The 17,002-nt window shown below is 67.9% G+C and carries 20 protein-coding genes; 4 read left to right on the forward strand and 16 right to left on the reverse strand.

The features are described from left to right. Nucleotides 1-272: 272 nt before the first annotated feature. From speD to ACESMN_RS05185, 5 genes are all read right to left on the reverse strand, one after another. A complete protein-coding gene (gene speD / locus ACESMN_RS05165; protein WP_373052578.1) occupies nt 273-1,082 on the reverse strand; it encodes an adenosylmethionine decarboxylase in 810 nt (269 codons plus the stop codon). 70 nt (nt 1,083-1,152) lie between these two features. Further along, nucleotides 1,153-1,608, reverse strand: coding sequence for an OsmC family protein (locus ACESMN_RS05170; protein WP_373052529.1), 456 nt, complete (start codon nt 1,606-1,608; stop codon nt 1,153-1,155). Between the two features lie 66 nt (nt 1,609-1,674). Then, nucleotides 1,675-2,484 carry an indole-3-glycerol phosphate synthase TrpC gene (gene trpC / locus ACESMN_RS05175; protein WP_373052579.1) on the reverse strand — a complete coding sequence of 270 codons (810 nt, stop codon included), beginning with the start codon at nt 2,482-2,484 and terminating at the stop codon, nt 1,675-1,677. Next, complete coding sequence (trpD, locus tag ACESMN_RS05180; protein WP_373052530.1) at nt 2,481-3,512, reverse strand: anthranilate phosphoribosyltransferase; 1,032 nt, start codon at nt 3,510-3,512, stop codon at nt 2,481-2,483. The genes trpC and trpD overlap by 4 nt, the downstream gene beginning before the upstream one ends. Nucleotides 3,513-3,591: 79 nt before the next feature. After that, nucleotides 3,592-4,185, reverse strand: coding sequence for an anthranilate synthase component II (locus ACESMN_RS05185; RefSeq protein ID WP_373052531.1), 594 nt, complete (start codon nt 4,183-4,185; stop codon nt 3,592-3,594). A 210-nt stretch (nt 4,186-4,395) separates the two neighbouring features. Between ACESMN_RS05185 and ACESMN_RS05190 the strand changes: the two genes are divergently transcribed. Together ACESMN_RS05190 and ACESMN_RS05195 are read left to right on the forward strand one after the other, a co-directional pair. Beyond that, nucleotides 4,396-4,983, forward strand: a complete 588-nt coding sequence (locus ACESMN_RS05190; protein ID WP_373052532.1) for a histidine phosphatase family protein — start codon at nt 4,396-4,398, stop codon at nt 4,981-4,983. A 124-nt stretch (nt 4,984-5,107) separates the two neighbouring features. Beyond that, entirely contained in the window at nt 5,108-5,593 is a 486-nt protein-coding gene (locus ACESMN_RS05195) for an Rrf2 family transcriptional regulator (protein ID WP_373052533.1), read from the forward strand. Between the two features lie 48 nt (nt 5,594-5,641). Here ACESMN_RS05195 and ACESMN_RS05200 read toward each other — a convergent pair whose 3' ends face one another. The 9 genes from ACESMN_RS05200 to purE form a co-directional block, all read right to left on the reverse strand. Next, nucleotides 5,642-6,445: an esterase/lipase family protein gene (locus ACESMN_RS05200; RefSeq protein WP_373052534.1), complete on the reverse strand. Its 804-nt coding sequence runs from the start codon at nt 6,443-6,445 to the stop codon at nt 5,642-5,644. Nucleotides 6,446-6,462: 17 nt separating this feature from the next. Beyond that, nucleotides 6,463-7,944, reverse strand: coding sequence for an anthranilate synthase component I (gene trpE, locus ACESMN_RS05205; RefSeq protein ID WP_373052580.1), 1,482 nt, complete (start codon nt 7,942-7,944; stop codon nt 6,463-6,465). Nucleotides 7,945-7,983: 39 nt separating this feature from the next. Then, nucleotides 7,984-8,667 (reverse strand): phosphoglycolate phosphatase, encoded by a 684-nt coding sequence (locus ACESMN_RS05210; RefSeq protein WP_373052535.1) that lies wholly within the window; start codon nt 8,665-8,667, stop codon nt 7,984-7,986. A 14-nt stretch (nt 8,668-8,681) separates the two neighbouring features. Further along, entirely contained in the window at nt 8,682-9,371 is a 690-nt protein-coding gene (gene rpe, locus ACESMN_RS05215; RefSeq protein ID WP_373052536.1) for a ribulose-phosphate 3-epimerase, read from the reverse strand. 198 nt (nt 9,372-9,569) lie between these two features. After that, entirely contained in the window at nt 9,570-9,884 is a 315-nt protein-coding gene (locus tag ACESMN_RS05220; protein ID WP_373052537.1) for a c-type cytochrome, read from the reverse strand. An 88-nt stretch (nt 9,885-9,972) separates the two neighbouring features. Next, nucleotides 9,973-10,638 (reverse strand): energy-coupling factor ABC transporter permease, encoded by a 666-nt coding sequence (locus ACESMN_RS05225; RefSeq protein ID WP_373052538.1) that lies wholly within the window; start codon nt 10,636-10,638, stop codon nt 9,973-9,975. Between the two features lie 51 nt (nt 10,639-10,689). After that, a complete protein-coding gene (locus ACESMN_RS05230; RefSeq protein WP_373052539.1) occupies nt 10,690-11,313 on the reverse strand; it encodes a class I SAM-dependent methyltransferase in 624 nt (207 codons plus the stop codon). Next, nucleotides 11,306-12,478, reverse strand: a complete 1,173-nt coding sequence (locus tag ACESMN_RS05235) for a 5-(carboxyamino)imidazole ribonucleotide synthase (protein ID WP_373052540.1) — start codon at nt 12,476-12,478, stop codon at nt 11,306-11,308. Before ACESMN_RS05235 ends, ACESMN_RS05230 begins: the two co-directional genes overlap by 8 nt. After that, entirely contained in the window at nt 12,475-12,978 is a 504-nt protein-coding gene (gene purE, locus ACESMN_RS05240) for a 5-(carboxyamino)imidazole ribonucleotide mutase (RefSeq protein ID WP_373052541.1), read from the reverse strand. Before purE ends, ACESMN_RS05235 begins: the two co-directional genes overlap by 4 nt. Nucleotides 12,979-13,311: 333 nt before the next feature. Here purE and ACESMN_RS05245 point away from each other — a divergent pair, with 333 nt between their 5' ends. Together ACESMN_RS05245 and bioD are read left to right on the forward strand one after the other, a co-directional pair. After that, complete coding sequence (locus ACESMN_RS05245) at nt 13,312-14,211, forward strand: phosphoribosylaminoimidazolesuccinocarboxamide synthase (RefSeq protein WP_373052542.1); 900 nt, start codon at nt 13,312-13,314, stop codon at nt 14,209-14,211. Beyond that, nucleotides 14,208-14,933, forward strand: coding sequence for a dethiobiotin synthase (bioD, locus tag ACESMN_RS05250; RefSeq protein WP_373052543.1), 726 nt, complete (start codon nt 14,208-14,210; stop codon nt 14,931-14,933). Before ACESMN_RS05245 ends, bioD begins: the two co-directional genes overlap by 4 nt. Here bioD and ACESMN_RS05255 read toward each other — a convergent pair. Both ACESMN_RS05255 and fba read right to left on the reverse strand, forming a co-directional pair. Continuing rightward, nucleotides 14,870-15,685, reverse strand: a complete 816-nt coding sequence (locus ACESMN_RS05255; protein ID WP_373052544.1) for a lipid-binding SYLF domain-containing protein — start codon at nt 15,683-15,685, stop codon at nt 14,870-14,872. The two genes, bioD and ACESMN_RS05255, sit on opposite strands and share 64 nt — an antisense overlap. Nucleotides 15,686-15,911: 226 nt before the next feature. Continuing rightward, entirely contained in the window at nt 15,912-16,976 is a 1,065-nt protein-coding gene (gene fba / locus ACESMN_RS05260) for a class II fructose-bisphosphate aldolase (RefSeq protein WP_373052545.1), read from the reverse strand. Nucleotides 16,977-17,002 lie beyond the last annotated feature (26 nt).

The following is a 17,002-nucleotide window of genomic DNA, read 5'->3' on the forward strand; positions in this document are numbered from 1 at the left end:
GATCGTGTCGGGCTCCGCGGGGTGGTGTCCTTGTGGGAGCGGCCTCTGGCCGCGATGGTGCGTCGGGTTAAGGCAATCGCGGCTGGAAGCCGCTCCTACAGCGCTCCTACGGCGCTCCTGCAAGGGGATCGTGTCGGGCTCCGCGGGGTGGTGTCCTTGTGGGAGCGGCCTTTGGCCGCGATGGTGCGTTGGGGTTAAGGCAATCGCGGCTGGAAGCCGCTCCTACGGCGCTCCTACGGCGGTCCTACGCAGCCTCTGCGAGGGCGACCGGCTCAGGCTCCGCGGGTCATGTTCTTGCCATAGAAGATCTCCATCATCTCGCGCTTCAGCAGCTTGGAGATGCGTGCGGCCTCCCTGGCCGGGTAGTCCTCCTTGCCCAGTCCGAACAGGTAGTTGTCGAGGTCGAAGTCCTTCAGCACCATCTTGGTGTGGAACAGGTATTCCTGGTACACGTTCACATCCACCATCTGGTACTTGTCCTTGGTGTCGCGCGACAGGAAGTCCTGGATGGAATTGATCTTGTGATCGATGAAGTGCTTCTTGCCGCGCACGTCCCGGGTGAAGCCGCGCACGCGGTAGTCCATGATCACGATGTCGGATTCGAAGCTGTGGATCAGGTAGTTCAGCGCGCGCAGCGGGGAGATCCGCCCGCAGGTGGAGACGTCGATGTCCGCCCGGAAGGTGGAGATCCCGCCCTCGGGATGGGACTCGGGGTAGGTGTGCACGGTGATGTGGCTCTTGTCGAGATGGCCGACCACGGTCTCGGGAAGCGGGCCCGGACCCTCGGTATAGCCGATCTTCTCGGTGGCCACCGGCTCCTCGGAGATCAGCATTGTCACCGAGGCCCCCTGCGGCTCGTAGTCCTGCCGTGAGATGTCGAGGATGTTCGCCCCGATCAGGTGCGCGACATCGGTGAGGATCTGGGTCAGGCGCGCGGCGTTGTAGGCCTCGTCGATGTAGGCGATGTACTCGTTCCGGTGCCGCTCACCCGCCGCGTAGCAGATGTCGTAGATGTTGAAGCTCAGGCTCTTGGTCAGGTTGTTGAACCCGTGGAGCTTGATGCGCTTGTCGTGCCGAGCCAGCATGGCCTTCTCCTCCAGCCCCGACCAAAGAGCGCCGAATTTTAGACACCTCGTTCAGGGTGTCAACGATTCATTCCGCTGCCGTGCCAGGTCCCTCCTGGCGCGGGGCCGGCCCCTCGAAGATGCTGAAGTCGTGGGTAATCTTCGCCGACGCACCGAGCATGATCGAGGCGGAGCAGTAGCGGTTTGCGGAGAGATCCACCGCGCGGGCCACGTGCTTTTCCGAGAGCCCGTTGCCGTACACGCGGAAATGCACCGCGATCTCGGTGAAGACCTTGGGCACCTTCTCCGAGCGGGTGGCCTCGACGCTGACCTCGCAGTCGAGCACCGGCTGCCGGGCCTTCTTCAGGATCGCGATCACATCGAAGCTGGTGCAGCCACCCAGCCCGAGCAGCAGCATCTCCATCGGCCGCGCGCCCAGGTTGCGGCCGCCGAGCTCCGGCGCCCCGTCCATCACCACCGCATGTCCGCTTCCGGTCTCCCCGACGAAGGCCATCCCGTCCAGCCACTTCACCCTCACCTGCATGGATTCATCTCCTCCCGCGGCCGCCCCGGGGTGCCGCGATCTGACGTATCTGTTGCCGGAACCGGATCAGCCGAACAGCCGCGTCAGGGCCAGGCCCGGATCCGGGGTACGCATGAAGGCCTCGCCGACCAGAAAGGCCTGGACGCCGGCGGCCTGCATGCGCACGACGTCGGCGGGCTCCCGAATCCCGCTCTCGGTCACCAGCAGCACCCCGTCCGGAACCTCGGCGCACAGTTCCAGCGTGGTCTCGAGCCGGGTAACGAAGCTGCGCAGATCGCGGTTGTTGATCCCGATCAGATCCGCGCCGAGCTCCAGCGCACGCGCGAGTTCGGCGCGATCGTGGACCTCGACGAGCACGTCCATTCCCAGGTACCGCGCCTGCCGGTAGAGGTAACCCAGCTGATCGTCCTTCAGCGCCGCCACGATCAGCAGGATGCAGTCGGCGCCGAGCGCGCGGGCCTCCTCGACCTGATAGGCATCGATCACGAAGTCCTTGCGCAGCAGGGGCAAACTGCATGCCGCGCGCGCCTGTTGCAGGTAGACGTCCGCGCCCTGGAAGAAGTCGGCATCGGTGAGTACCGAGAGGCAGGTCGCACCACTCTCGGCGTAGGCGCGCGCAATCGCGACCGGGTCGAAGTCCTCTCGCAGGAGGCCCCTGCTGGGGCTGGCCTTCTTGATCTCCGCAATCACCGCGGGACGTCCCGCGTCGATGCGCTCCAGCAGGGCCGCCCGGAAGCCGCGCGGCGGTTCCGCCACCGCAGCGAGCGCCGAGAGTTCGCTGCGCGCCAGCAGGCTCGAGCGCTCGTCGATCTCCTCGCGCTTGCGGGCAAGGATCCGCTGCAGCACGTCAGGTGCCTGGGCGCTGCCGGCGGTCACGGCTTCCACTCCGGCAGTTCCGCGGTGAGTTGCGCAAGCTGCCGCAGCCGCTCGGCCGCGGCGCCGCTGTCGATGGCCCGAGCCGAGGCGGCCACGCCCTCGGCGTGACTGGAGGCACTACCGCTCACATACACCGCCGCGCCCGCGTTCAGCAGCACGATGTCGCGGGCGGGGCCGGGCTCGCCGTCGAGCACCGCGCGGATCATCGCCGCCGAGGCCTCGACCGAATCGACCCGAATGCGCTCGGACGGCGCCAGCGGAAGGCCGAAGTCCTCGGGCGACAGGCGGTATTCGCGAATCGCGCCAGCGCGCAATTCCGCGACTCCGGTCGGGGCCGATATGCTGATCTCGTCCAGGCCGTCCTCTGCATGCACCACCAGCACGTGCCGGCTGCCCAGTTTCTGCAGGGCCTCGGCGAGCGGCCTGACCCAGTCCGGCGAAAAGACGCCCAGCACCTGGTTCGGGGCCCCGGCCGGGTTGGTCAGCGGCCCGAGCAGGTTGAAGATGGTCCGCACGCCCAGTTCACGGCGCGGCCCTATCGCGTGGCGCATCGCGCCGTGATGGGCGGGAGCGAACAGGAAGCCGACCCCGACGCGGTCGATGCAGGCCGCCACGCCCTCGGGCGCGATGCCCAGGCCAACACCCAGCGCCTGCAGCACGTCCGCACTGCCCGAGTTCGAGGACACCGAGCGGTTGCCGTGCTTGGCCACGCGCGCACCGGCGGCGGCGGCCACCAGCGCGGAGGCGGTGGAGATGTTGAAGGTGCCCGAGGCGTCGCCGCCGGTGCCACAGGTATCCACCAGCCCCTCGGTGGCCACCTCCACCCGAGTGGCCAGTTCGCGCATCACGCGCGCGGCCGCGACGATCTCGTCGGGCGTCTCGCCCTTGATCCGCAGCGCGACCAGCAGGGCCCCGATCTGGGCCGGGGTGGCCTGGCCGGTCATCACCGATTCCATCACCGAGACCATGGCCCTGGCTTCGAGGTCCTGCCCCTCGATCAGTGCCGCGATTGCTTCCTGTATCTTCACCCGCCACTCCTGGTCCGCGTCGCGCTCAACAATGGTGCGCCAGTGTAACCGGGCGCGCCCCGGCAGACGACCCGCGAGCTCAGGCGGCTGCCGGAAGACGCTTCAGGAAGTTGCGCAGCAGATCGTGACCGTGCCGGGTCAGGATGGACTCCGGGTGGAACTGCACGCCCTCCACCGGCAGGCTCCGGTGGCGGACGCCCATGATCTCGTCCACCGTGCCGGACTCGTCGCGGGTCCAGGCGGTGATCTCCAGGCAGTCCGGCAGGCTGTCCTGTTCGATCACCAGCGAGTGGTAGCGTGTGGCCTCGAAGGGGTTGTCCAGCCCCTGGAACACGCCGAGGCCCGAGTGGAAGACCATGGAGGTCTTGCCGTGCATGATCGCCTTCGCGTGCCCCACCCGTCCGCCAAAGGCCTGGCCTATGGCCTGGTGGCCGAGACAGACGCCCAGCAGGGGGATTTCGCCCGCCAGGCTGCGGATCACGTCCAGAGACACGCCCGCCTCGTTTGGCGTGCAGGGGCCCGGAGAGATCACGATGCCGTCCGGGGCGATCCGGCGCACGCCTTCGACATCGATCCGGTCGTTGCGGTGCACGACCACCTCCGCCCCGAGTTCGCCCAGGTACTGCACCAGGTTGAAGGTGAAGGAGTCGTAGTTGTCGATCATCAGGATCATGCGCTGGAAGCCCTGTGGTCGCTGCGGTTGGCCGTCAGCGCGGAGGATGGCGGGGACGGGGCCCGGATGGCCGGTGATTGTCGCCCAGATCGAGGATTCGATAAACCTCTGCCCCCGACGCCGGGCACCGCAGGCACCAGCGGGTTGAATTTCCGGGCCGTCCACGCGGTCCGAGCCTGCGGAACCACGGCTTCCCGAGGAGAGAGAATCATGCCTTCACGGTTCATTGCCCTGTTGCTTGCCGCATTGCTGTTCATCCCCGCCGCACTGGCCGCCGAAGGCCCTGCTCCGCTGATCGAGGAGATGCAGGCGGGCGGGCTGGTGATCTACTGGCGTCACGCCAAGACCGACCGGAGTCAGCGCGATACCGACCTGTCCGACATCAACCGCTGCGAGACGCAGCGCAACCTGAACGCCGAGGGGCGGCGCGAGGCACGGCGTGTCGGCCAGGCCTTCGAGCGCCACGGCATCCCGGTCGGGGATGTGCTGACGAGCGATTTCTGCCGCAACCGGGACACCGCGGAACTGGCCTTCGGTCGCTACGAGCGGTTGGACGGGCTGTTCAACCTGCCCGCCACGCGCGACCCGGCCCGGCGCGAACGGCTCGTCTCCGCGCTGCGCGAGATGCTGGCGACCCCGCCCGCCGACGCGGCGGAGAACACGGTGATCGTGGGGCACAACCTGAACCTGCGCGCGGCCGCGAACGTGTTCGTCGACGAGGGCGGCATTGCGGTCTTTCAGCCGCTCGGAGGCGACGGATTCCGGCATCTTGGCAGCCTGCGGCCCGAGGACCTCTGAGCCGCGGCGAGAGGAACCGCGAGTCGCCACCGTCCTGCGCACACACAGTCCGACCCGTCATTCTTGACTACCACACTTGGTCTTTGATCTAATGCCGAACAAGCACAAAAGCCAGGAGTCCGCGATGAAACTCTCGACCAAGGGCCGTTTCGCCATTACCGCGATGATGGACATCGCCATCCACGAGCGCACCGGACCGGTGACGCTGATCGGCATCTCCGAGCGGCAGGGGATATCGATGTCCTACCTTGAGCAGATGTTCGCAAAGCTGCGCAAGGGTGGACTCGTCGAGGGAATCCGCGGTCCGGGCGGCGGTTACCGCCTGGCGCGGCGTCCCGAGCAGGTCAGCGTTGCCGACATCATCGACGCACTCGGCGACACGATGAACCTGACCCGGCTGAAGCAGCACCAGGACGAGACCGAAGCGGAAGAGGAGCCGCCGCTGACCGAGAAGCTCTGGATGGAATTCGACCAGCAGCTACACGACTTCCTCGACGGCATCACGCTGGATCAGTTCGCCAATCACCCGGAGGTGCTCAAGGTGCTCGGGAAACAGGACATACGGCAGTATCGCCCGCGGCATCACTTCATCTTCGACAACGCGGCCTGAAGGATCCGGGCCCCGGCACGCCGGGGCCCGGGCACCCCATGTCTGCGGTCAGCGCTCGGACTCCCCGACGCTCTGCGAAAACAGGGCGGCGAGAATCGTGCCGTCACTCCCCGCCAGTGCGTGCCCGCCCGGACTCAGCAACCGCTCGGCCCGCCCCCTGAGATCCGACACGCGGTTGAGATCCTGCAGCATCGGTTCCACGACCGTATCCGCCATCCGCACGATGCCCACATAGCGGATGTCCGGATGGGTCTGGTGACTGAGCCAGCGCAGCACGTTGCCGGACTGGTCCGGGCTGATTCCGGAGTACAGCTCCAGGAGCTGCCGGAGATCAGACTGGCCCAGAAGCGGCGTGTAGGTGCCGAGCGGCGACTGCCAGAAGAAATCGCCAAGCTGGATCATCGTGCCGTCCACATGGGGACTGGCGATGGTGATCAGCGCAGACACCTCCGGGCGCTTGCGCGTGACCAGGGAATAACGCGCCACGATACCGGCCAGGGAGTGGGCAACCAGGATCACGGGCTCGTCGGGATGGCGCCGCGTGACCGCATCGAGGTAGAGGTTCAGCCACTCGGCCTGCATCGAGATCGGCCGCTCGGTGGGCATCACCAGGGTGTAGAACAGCCTGCTTCTGGCCTCGGGCGAGCGGTCGAATTCCACGCCGCGAACCGACGGCAGCATCTGTCCGCCGTCGATCCAGCCCGAGGCCACCAGCGGAACCGTGACGCCGGCCTCGCGGAAGGGGTGGGTCTGCTGCTGGGACTGAACCCCGGGGATCAGCAGCATCACCTGCGCCAGCGCCGCTTGCGGCAAGAGCCCCAGCAGCAGCAGAAACAGGGTTGCGCGCAGCATGCGTCGGGCGCTGCCGCTCAGGCGCGACGCGGACTCAACCCGGAAATGGCCATCTCCGCGGCACGCACCACCGCCCGGCCCTTGTTCAAGGTCTCTTGCCACTCGTTCTCCGGCACTGAGTCGTACACCACTCCCGCACCCGCCTGGATATGCAGCACGCCATCGTGCAGGACGGCGGTGCGGATCGCGATCGCGGTATCCATGTTCCCGGACCACGAGAGATAACCGACAGCTCCAGCATAAACGCCCCGCTTGACCGGCTCCAGTTCCTGGATGATCTCCAGTGCCCGGATCTTCGGAGCGCCGCTGACCGTGCCCGCCGGGAAGGTCGCGCGCAGCACGTCCATCGCGCTCAGGCCGGGCTTCAGCAGGCCCTCCACGTTGGACACGATGTGCATCACGTGCGAATAGCGCTCGACCACCATCGTATCGGTGACCTTCACGGTCCCGGTGCTGGCGACCCGCCCCACGTCGTTCCGCCCAAGGTCGATCAGCATCAGGTGCTCGGCCCGCTCCTTGGGGTCCGCCAGCAGCTCCGTCTCGAGGGCCTGGTCCTCCTCGGGGCTGCGACCGCGGGGGCGGGTCCCCGCGATCGGGCGCACCGTGACCCGTTCCTCCTCGAGACGCACCAGGATCTCCGGCGAGGCCCCCACCACGTGGTGATCGCCGAGATCCATGTAGTACATGTACGGGGAGGGATTCAGTCCGCGCAGTGCACGGTAAAGATCCAGGGGCGGCGCGCTGAACGGGACGCTCATGCGCTGCGCCAGCACCACCTGCATCACGTCGCCGTCGATGATGTACTGCTGTGCCCGGGCCACCGCGGACTTGAAGTCCCCGCCGGACCAGCCGGCGGAGTACTCCGGCACCGCGTGCGGTCTCGGGTGTGGCTGCGGCCGCTCGAAGGGCTCGAGCAGCCGGGCCTCGAGCCGGTCCAGCCGCCGGGAGGCCTCCGCCTGGCCATCGGCACGCGAGGTATCCGCGTGCACCACCAGGTAGAGCCGGCCGGCGAGGTTGTCGAACACCACCACCTCGTCGGACACCATCAGCAGGATGTCCGGAAGCCCGAGGGCATCGGGCTTGTGCCGGCCGGCCAGCCGTGACTCGATCAGCTGCACGGTCTCGAAGCCGAAATAGCCGACCAGGCCGCCGGTGAAGCGGGGCAATCCCCCGAGGTCCGGCACCCGGAAGCGGGCCTGGAATTCCTCGATCCAGGCCAGCGGATCGGCATGCTCGAGGCTCTCCACGACCACCCCGTCCGTCTCCACCTCGATCTGGTGGCCACGCACCCGCAGCAGCGTGCGCGCCGGGAGGCCAATAAAGGAATAGCGTCCCCACTTCTCGCCGCCCTGCACCGATTCGAACAGGTAGGTGAAGGGCTGATTGCCCAGTTTCATGAAGATCGACAGCGGGGTGTCGAGATCCGCCAGCACCTCCCGCACCAGCGGAATGCGGTTGTGACCCTCGGCCACCAGGCGGTCGTACTGCTCAGGTGCCATGGCCACCCGGCGGCGGTCCGTCGCCCTCGCCGTACTGCATCAGGCGGCCTCGGGCTGCAGCAGGGGCGGCAGCTCGTCCAGGCGGTCGAGCACGGCGTCCGGACCTTCCGCACGGATGTCCTCGCCGTGATTGTATCCATAGCTCATGCAGACGATCCGGAAGCCGGCCGCCCGTGCCGCCTTCACGTCGCTGCGGGAGTCGCCGATCATCAGCGACTCCCCGGGCGTCACGCCGAGTTCCGCGGCGGCGTGCAGCAGGGGCGCCGGGTGCGGCTTGCTGAATTCCAATGTGTCACCCGAGACCACGATCGAGAATCGATCCAGGATGCCCTTGTCGCGCAGCAGCGGCAGCGTGAAGCGCCCGGCCTTGTTGGTCACGCAGCCCAGGCGGAAGCCCTCGGCCTGAAGTTGGTCGAGGCCTTCGCGCACGCCCGGATACAGTCGACTGCGCCGCGAGGTGTTCTCCTGGTACACGCGCATGAAGGCCGGCAGCGCCCGGTCATAGAGCTCGGGATCCGGATCGCCATCGAGATCGTTCACCAGCGCGCGCTTGACCAGGCGTTCGACGCCATTGCCGACCCACTTGCGCACGGCCCGCTCGCCACGCCGCGGCAGGCCAAGCTCGTCCATCATCGCATCGACGCTGAAGGCCAGGTCGGGCACGCTGTCGACCAGCGTGCCGTCCAGGTCGATCAGGATCATCCGGGGACGCGGCAGGGGCACGGTGGCAGTCCGGATCAGGCCTGGGCGAGCTCTTCGCGCATCCTGCGCACGACGCTGTCGTAGTGGTTCGGGTCGGTGTCGCTGGCCGCACCGAAGATCGCGGAACCGGCGACGAAGGTGTCTGCACCTGCGGCCTTGACCTCGCGGATGTTGTCCGCCTTCACGCCGCCGTCCACCTCGAGCCGGATCTCGCGCCCGGACTCCTCGATGCGCCGGCGCGCCTCGCGCAGCTTGTCCAGCGTCGCAGGGATGAACTTCTGGCCACCGAAGCCCGGGTTCACGGACATCAGCAGGATCATGTCGATCTTGTCCATCACGTAGTCGAGATGCGACAGCGGCGTTGCCGGATTAAAGACCAGACCGGCCTTGCAGCCCTCGGACTTGATCAGCTGCAGGGTGCGGTCGATGTGGTCCGAGGCCTCGGGATGAAAGGTGATATAGGTGGCCCCGGCCTGCGCGAAATCGGGCACGATGCGGTCTACCGGCTTGACCATCAGGTGCACGTCGATCGGCGCGGTCACGCCGTGTTTGCGCAGGGCCTCGCAGACCAGCGGGCCGATCGTCAGATTGGGCACATAGTGATTGTCCATCACGTCGAAGTGCACGATGTCGGCGCCGGCGCGCAGCACGTTGTCGACCTCCTCCCCGAGGCGGGCGAAGTCGGCGGACAGGATGGAAGGGGCAATCAGATCGGGAAGGGCCATGGGAACCTCGCGGTCGGAACCAGTTGCACGCCCGCGCCAGGACGGCGCACGGCGTAGCCGCTAGACTTTACCGGAAGGCCTGGCGCTAGGCAAAACCGGTGGAGCTCCCCTGGAACGAAAGAGGCCGCCGCGAGTGGAGCTTGCGGCGGCCCTGTCAGCCCGTCGGGGTGCAGTCCGGAGACTGCGATGCCGGGGGTATCACTCCAGGGAGTTCATGTATGCGGCCAGGTCGGCGATGTCCTCGTCGCTCAGGTTCATCGCGTGCGGCTTCATCATCGCGGCGTTGGGTCCGACGTCCTCACCGGCGCGATACTGATTCAGCACATCGACGAGATAGTCCTGGTCCTTGCCCGCCACCGCCGGGAAGATCGCCTGCCCCTGGCCTTCCGCACCGTGGCAGCCCACGCAGGTCGCGTACTTGGCCTGACCGGCCACGGCATCGCCGGCCTGCGCGACGCCGGTCACTCCGGCGGCCATCACCACACTCGCGGCGACCAACATCAGTTTCTTCATCTCGTATCCTCCTTCAAGGATCAGCGGGCAAGACGCCTGTTTTTCTGTCGAACGATCCCAGATTGCGCCGGCAATCCTGAACGGGGCATTAACGGCCGTCCACGTACCGCGCATCCGAATAGGTGATCACCCACTCCGGACGGAACATCACCAGACCGGTGATCACCATGCCGTTGAGCACGCCCTCCGGCAACACCAGCAACGGGGTGTATTGCAGATACTCCCTGAAGATAGACTCCCACGCCGCATCCGTAAAGAGACCGAAGACCACGGCGTTTCCGGCCATCACCACCAGCACCGACAGCATCCCGCCGAAGAAGCCGACCACGTAGAGGTAGATGAACATGTGCGGGGGCAGGCGCCGCTCGCTGAAGCGGAGCAGTCCCCAGGTGCCCAGTGCCGGCGCCACGCCGGTCAGAAGGATCTTCAGCGGCGCCAGCATCGGGTCGACGATGCCAAGCACCGCCAGCGCGGCCACCACCAGGGTGGTCATCAGGATGGCGAGCTGCCAGCCGAAGACCAGCGTCACCACAACCACGCCGAGAAAATGCATCGCCAGGCCGTCCACCGAGGCAGCACGCATGCTCCAGATCAGCGCCAGTGCAAGGGTTGCCAGAACGAACTGCTGAAGGCGACCGGGCACGAACAGCTCGTCCCAGGTCATGCCCCGGAACATCCAGACCAGCAGCAGGGTCAGGCCGGCGGCCGAGAAGAGTTGCAGCCACAACGGAAAGGCAACGTCGATGTGATGCATCTGCGGGGCTCGATTGGATCCGGGCGGCGCGCACCGGTTGCAGGACAGGATTCAGTCGCTTGCGCGCCGGGCAACGGCGACCGTGTAGTCCCGGCCCTGCTTCAGCTTGTCGTAGTTGCCGAAGACCTCCCTGAAGCCCCGCTCGATGAAGCGCCGCAGGCCGGTGATGGTTACGACATAGAGACGGCCTCCGGGGTTCAACTGGTCCCACGCATCCAGCAGGTAGGTGTAGAGCAGCTCCCGGCCCACCTTCGCCGGAAGGTTGGATGCGATCACGTCGAAGCGTCGCTCGGCGATCTGGGCGAAGCCGTTGCTGAGCAGGCAGTCGACGTTCGCGAGGCCGTTCAGCTCGGCGTTGCGGCGACTGTACTCCACCGCAACGAAGTCCTTGTCCACCAGCGTGCAGCGGCCCTGGTGGGCCTTGCGCGCGAAGGTCAGCCCGATCGGTCCGTAGCCGCAGCCCAGATCGAGGCAGCGGTCGGCGGGCCGCACCTCCGCATGAGCGAGGAGAAGCCGCGTGCCGTCGTCGATGCGCCGCGGCGAGAACAGGCCCCAGGTGGTCACAAACTCCAGCGACTCCCCGGCCAGCACGTCGGCGAAGCGGATGTCCCTCTTGAGTTCGCGCTGCAGTCGACGCCGTTCCGCGGGATTGTTCAGGTCCCGGCCCTCAGCCATTGGCGCCGCCCCCGGTGACGGCACCGCGCAATCCGGCCCACAGGGTCTCGGCTAGCCGGGCCGGCCGCGCGGCATCCGCCTCTTCCGGGGCCCCGAGGATGTTCACGTGCCCCATCTTCCGGCCCGGACGCGCGGCCGGCTTCCCGTACAAATGCAGCCGGGCTCGGGAATGGGACAGCAGGGGGGAAAAATCGGGCATGGCGGCGCCTGCCGGCCACAGGTCCCCGAGCAGGTTCAGCATTGCCGCCGGCGCCACCAGCTCGGCAGGCGCCAGTGCCAGCCCGCAGACCGCCCGCACCTGCTGCTCGAACTGCGAGACGGTGACCGCATCCAGGGTGTAGTGACCGGAGTTGTGCGGCCGCGGCGCGATCTCGTTCACCAGCAATCTCCCCGAACCGGTGAGGAAGAACTCGACGGCAAGCACACCGTGATAATCAAGACGCTCGGCGATGTGCTGCGCAACCGCTTCCGCCTGGACCCGGATCTCCTCGGGGACCCGGGCCGGGACCCGGCTCAGGTGCAGGATGCCTCCGCGGTGTTCGTTCTCCGTGACCGGGAAGCAGCGGCAGCTGCCGTCGGGGGCCCGCGCCAGCACCACGGAGACCTCGCGGTCCAGGTCCAGCCGCTGCTCGAGCACGCAGGGGACCTCGCCCAGCTGGCTGAAGGCCCGGGCGACGGCCTCGCGGGTCCGGACAGGAAACTGCCCCTTGCCGTCGTAGCCGAGGCGCGCGGTCTTCAGGATGGCCGGCGGGTTCCAGTCCGGCGCCGCCGTACGCGCGGCCGCAGCGTCCTCGACCGGGAGCCAGGGCGCAACCGCGACGCCGGCATCCTCCAGGAACCGCTTTTCCGCGAGCCGGTCCTGCGCGATCGCGAGTGCCCGCGGATCCGGCCGCAGCAGCACACGGCCGGCCAGCCATTCGGCGCTGGCCGCCGGCACGTTCTCGAACTCGCAGGTGACCACGGCCGCATGTGCCGCGAGTTCCGCGAGCGCGTCCGGGTCGTCGAATCCGGCGCGCAGATGACGGTCCGCCAGCCGACCGGCGGGACTGTCGGGATCGGGATCGAGCACCCAGACGCGATAGCCCATGGTCTTGGCGCTGACGGTGAAATAGCGGCCCAGCTGCCCGCCGCCGAGCAGTCCGAGGGTCGCCGGAGGGAGAATCACCGGTGCACCGCTGGCAGCTCCTGTGCCAGCACCGCGTCACGCTGGCATTCCCGGAAGCGCTCGAGGCGCGCGCGCAGCGCGGCATCTCCGTTGGCGAGCATCGCCGCCGCGAACAGGGCCGCGTTCGCGGCGCCCGCCTCGCCGATCGCAAAGGTCGCCACCGGGATGCCCCTCGGCATCTGCACGATCGACAGCAGCGAATCCTGCCCCTTCAGGTGCCGCGAGGCCACCGGCACCCCGAGCACCGGCACCGGGGTCTTCGCAGCCAGCATTCCCGGCAGGTGGGCCGCCCCGCCCGCGCCGGCAATGATCGCCTGCAGCCCCCGGCCCGCGGCCTGTTCGGCGTATTCGAAGAGCAGGTCCGGTGTGCGGTGGGCGGACACCACGCGCGCCTCCGAGGGAATCTCGAGCTCCTTCAGGATAGCGACGGCGTGTTCCATCGTGGGCCAGTCGGAACCGCTGCCCATCACCACGCCCACCTTCGCATCTGCAGCGTCCATAGGAGGCCAAAGATAGCCCCCACGCGGGGCAGGGGCAAGACGTGGGGGTCGCCTTGGGCATGCGGGCTGGCCGGGCGCTGTCGCAGCGGCTCGGTGCGGCTTCCGGCGGGACGCCGTGAATACCTCCCTGTAGGCTTGACGGCAGCATCCCTGCTGCCGACAACCGCCGGAAGCCGCACCGAGCCGCTGCTCGACCCACGGGTGCCCCGGCAAGGGACCACCGACCACCCCCGGGGACAGACTTGTAAATCTGTCCCCGGCTTGGATTCCCGTCTTCGGTACTGGACCGTTTGGCCGTGCGCGTGCGCAGGATTTTCACGTTAAGATTCGCCCATGAAAGATGCGATGTTCGAGAGCGACATCCCGGGCCTGCCGCTGATCCACCGCGGGAAGGTGCGGGATCTCTACGCGCTGGGAGAGGATCATCTGCTGATGGTCACCACCGACCGGCTGTCGGCCTTCGACGTGGTGTTGCCGACACCGATCCCCGACAAGGGCCGGATCCTCACCGCCATCACGGTCTTCTGGATGCGCAGGGTCGAACAGGTACTGGGCATTCCGAACCAGCTGACCGACATCCCGCTGTCCGAGGTGGTGCCGGATCCCGGCATCCGCCAACCGCTGGAGGGGCGCAGCCTCGTGGTCAGGCGGCTGCGGGCGTTGCCGGTCGAGGCGGTGGTCAGGGGCTACCTGATCGGTTCGGGCTGGAAGGACTACCAGGCGACCGGGACCCTTTGCGGCATCGAACTGCCCGAGGGCCTCACCCTCGCCGCCCGGCTGCCCGAGGCCCTGTTCACGCCGAGCACCAAGGCCGGCGAGGGAGAGCACGATGCGAACATCGATTTCGCGGCCGTGGTCTCGCTGCTCGGTGGCAGGATGGCGGAGGCGGTGCGCGACACGGCATTGAGCATCTACGCGATGGCCCGAGAGCACGCCCGGCGCCGCGGCATCCTGATCGCGGACACCAAGTTCGAGTTCGGACTGGACGCGACCGGCCGGCTGCACCTGATCGACGAGGTCCTGACGCCGGATTCCTCGCGCTTCTGGCCCGAGGAGCGCTACCGGCCGGGCATCAGCCCGGAATCCTTCGACAAGCAGTTCGTCCGGGACTACCTGGAGGGCCTCGACTGGGACAAGCAGGCGCCCGGCCCGGAGATTCCGGCGGAGATCGTGGCCCGCACCGCGGAGCGCTACCAGGAGGCACTCCGGCGCCTGACCGCGGACCCGGCATGAGCACCAGCGATGCCCCCCTGCCGCGCGCCGGCGGCCTGTTCGTGACCGCAACGGACACCGGCGTCGGCAAGACCTTCGTCGCGTGTTCGGTCGCCCGGATCTGGCGCGCCCGTGGCCTGAACGTCGCGCCGCGAAAGCCGGTGGAATCCGGCTGCTCGCTGCGGGAGGGACAGCGCTTCCCGGAGGATGCCGCGCTCCTCGCCGCCGCCGCCGGACTGGCTCCGGAGCGGCTGTCCGAGGTCAACCGCTACCGGCTGGCCGAGCCGCTGGCACCGGACCTCGCGGCCCGCCTGGAGGGGTCACCGCTGCACCTGGCCGATCTGGTGGCCGCGAGCGCGCGGCCGGCGGACGCGTGGCGCATCACCGAGGGTGCGGGAGGGCTGTACTCGCCGCTGTGCGAGGACGGCCTGAACGCCGATCTCGCCGAGGCGCTGGGTGACCCGGTGCTGCTGGTGGCCGAGGACCGGCTGGGCACGCTGAGCGGATGCCTGCTGGCGCTCGAGGCCCTGGACCGCCGCGGCCTGCGGGTCGTGGCCGTGGTCCTGAACCGCCGCCGCCCGGATGCGCATCCGGCGATGGACAACCGCGCGGAGCTGGCGCGCCGCAGCGGCCTGCCGATCCTCGGTCTGTCGGAGGACGCAGCTGCGGCGGCAGTGGATCAGATGCTCTCGGCCTCCATCTCATCGATGGTCAGACCGCCGGAACCGGGTTCGATCGGCTGAACTTCCTGCAAGGATTGGCCCTGCGCTTCCCCCTTCTGCTCCTCCGGTTCGGCTCCCTCCGGCTCGCCCGCGGACGGCAGACGGTAGGACGCAAGTTCCTCGCGCAGCGCGTGGGTGCCGGGATTGTCGACCCGCCGCGCCTCGATGATTTGAACAGGGCGCAGCTCCTCGCCGTAGTAGGTCTCATTGAAGTCATCGCGGACGCGCAGTCGCGAGCCTTCGAGACTCATTCCGAGGAAGGCCCCCTGGGAGCGTGCGTAGGACACGAAGTCGGCCGTGACGGTCGCGCTGCGGCCAGCGCCCACTGGCCCCGCGGCCACCGACGCATCGCCACCGAGCCGGAAGACGTCGGCGAACATCGAGTCCACCGCGTTCCGGCTTCGCGCGATGATGATCACCTCCGCGACCTCGCCCCCGAACTGGATCCCGAGGCTCACGGAGCCGAGTGAGTAGAAGGCCACCGGGCTGTAATCCCCGCGTTCGTCGTCCCAGGCCATGAAGACCCCGAGGCCGCCGGAGCCGCCGACGAAAAAGCCGCCCCGGACCACCCGGGGAAAGATCAGCACACCGCGCGCCGACTCGAGGTCGCTCTGCAGGGCCTCGTAATCCGGGTGCCGCGCCATGTCGCGCAGGGTCTCGCGCGCATCGTCGATCAGCTCCTGCGGGTCCACGTCCCGCGTGAATAACTGCGCCTGGGCCATCGCCGGGAGGACCCAGACGAACAGCAGGAACAGCAGCGCGAACTTCTTCATCAGAAACCTCCTGGGGACTGCAAGACGGCCTCGCGGCAGGACTCCGCGGGTCATGGATCCGGGGCCCGCCGCGCGCTGAAGGCCATTCCGACGGCGCCGGGGGTATCCGGTAGGGGCATTCTGTCACAACAAGGGGGGGCCAATGCCCCCCCTGCGATCATCCGGCGCCCGGGCCGGGTCCTCCCTGTCCCGGCATCCGCGGCGCAAGGGCTGGTGTCGCCGGCCCTCAGTTGACCTTCGGATCCAGCTCGCCGGCCTTGTAGCGGCTGACCATGGTCGCAAGGTCGACCGGCTTGATCTTGGAGGCCATGCCGGCGCAGCCAAAGGCCTCGTACCGGGCCTGGCAGATGTCCTTCATCGCCTTGGTCGAGGGGATCAGGAACTTGCGCGGGTCGAACTCCTTCGGGTTTTCCGCGAGGAACTTGCGGACCGCGCCCGTGGAGGCCATGCGCAGGTCGGTGTCGATGTTGACCTTGCGCACGCCGTGCTTGATGCCTTCCTGGATCTCCTCGACCGGCACGCCATAGGTCTCGCCCATGTCGCCGCCGTAGTTGTTGATGATCTCCAGCCACTCCTGTGGCACCGAGGAGGAGCCGTGCATCACCAGGTGGGTCTCCGGGATGCGTGCATGGATCTCCTTGATGCGCTGGATCGCCAGGATGTCCCCGGTCGGCGGACGGGTGAACTTGTACGCCCCGTGCGAGGTGCCGATTGCGATCGCGAGCGCATCCACGCTGGTCTTCTTCACGAAATCGGCGGCCTCGTTCGGGTCGGTCAGCAGCTGGTCGTGCGACAGCTGGCCCTCGGCGCCGGAGCCGTCTTCCTCACCGGCCATGCCGGTCTCGAGCGAACCCAGGCAGCCCAGTTCACCCTCGACGGACACACCCACCGCGTGGGCCATTTCCGACACCTTGGCGGTCACGTCGACGTTGTAGTCGTAGGTGGCCGGGGTCTTCATGTCCGGCATCAGGGAGCCGTCCATCATCACCGAGGTGAACCCGGACTGGATCGAGCGGAGACACACCGCGGGCTCGGAGCCATGGTCCTGGTGCAGGACCACCGGAATGTCCGGATACTGCTCCACCGCCGCGAGGATGATGTGGCGCAGGAAGGGCTCGCCGGCGTACTTGCGCGCACCCGCCGAGGCCTGGATGATCACCGGGGAATCGACCGCGGCGGCCGCCTCCATGATCGCGTGGACCTGTTCCATGTTGTTGGCGTTGTAGGCCGGCATGCCATAGCCGTGCTCGGCGGCATGGTCCAGCAGCTGGCGAAGGGAAATCAGAGCCATGTCTTCCTCCTTACAGGATTCGGGTG

Source organism: Thioalkalivibrio sp., assembly GCF_041690275.1.
Lineage (GTDB): Bacteria > Pseudomonadota > Gammaproteobacteria > Ectothiorhodospirales > Ectothiorhodospiraceae > Thioalkalivibrio.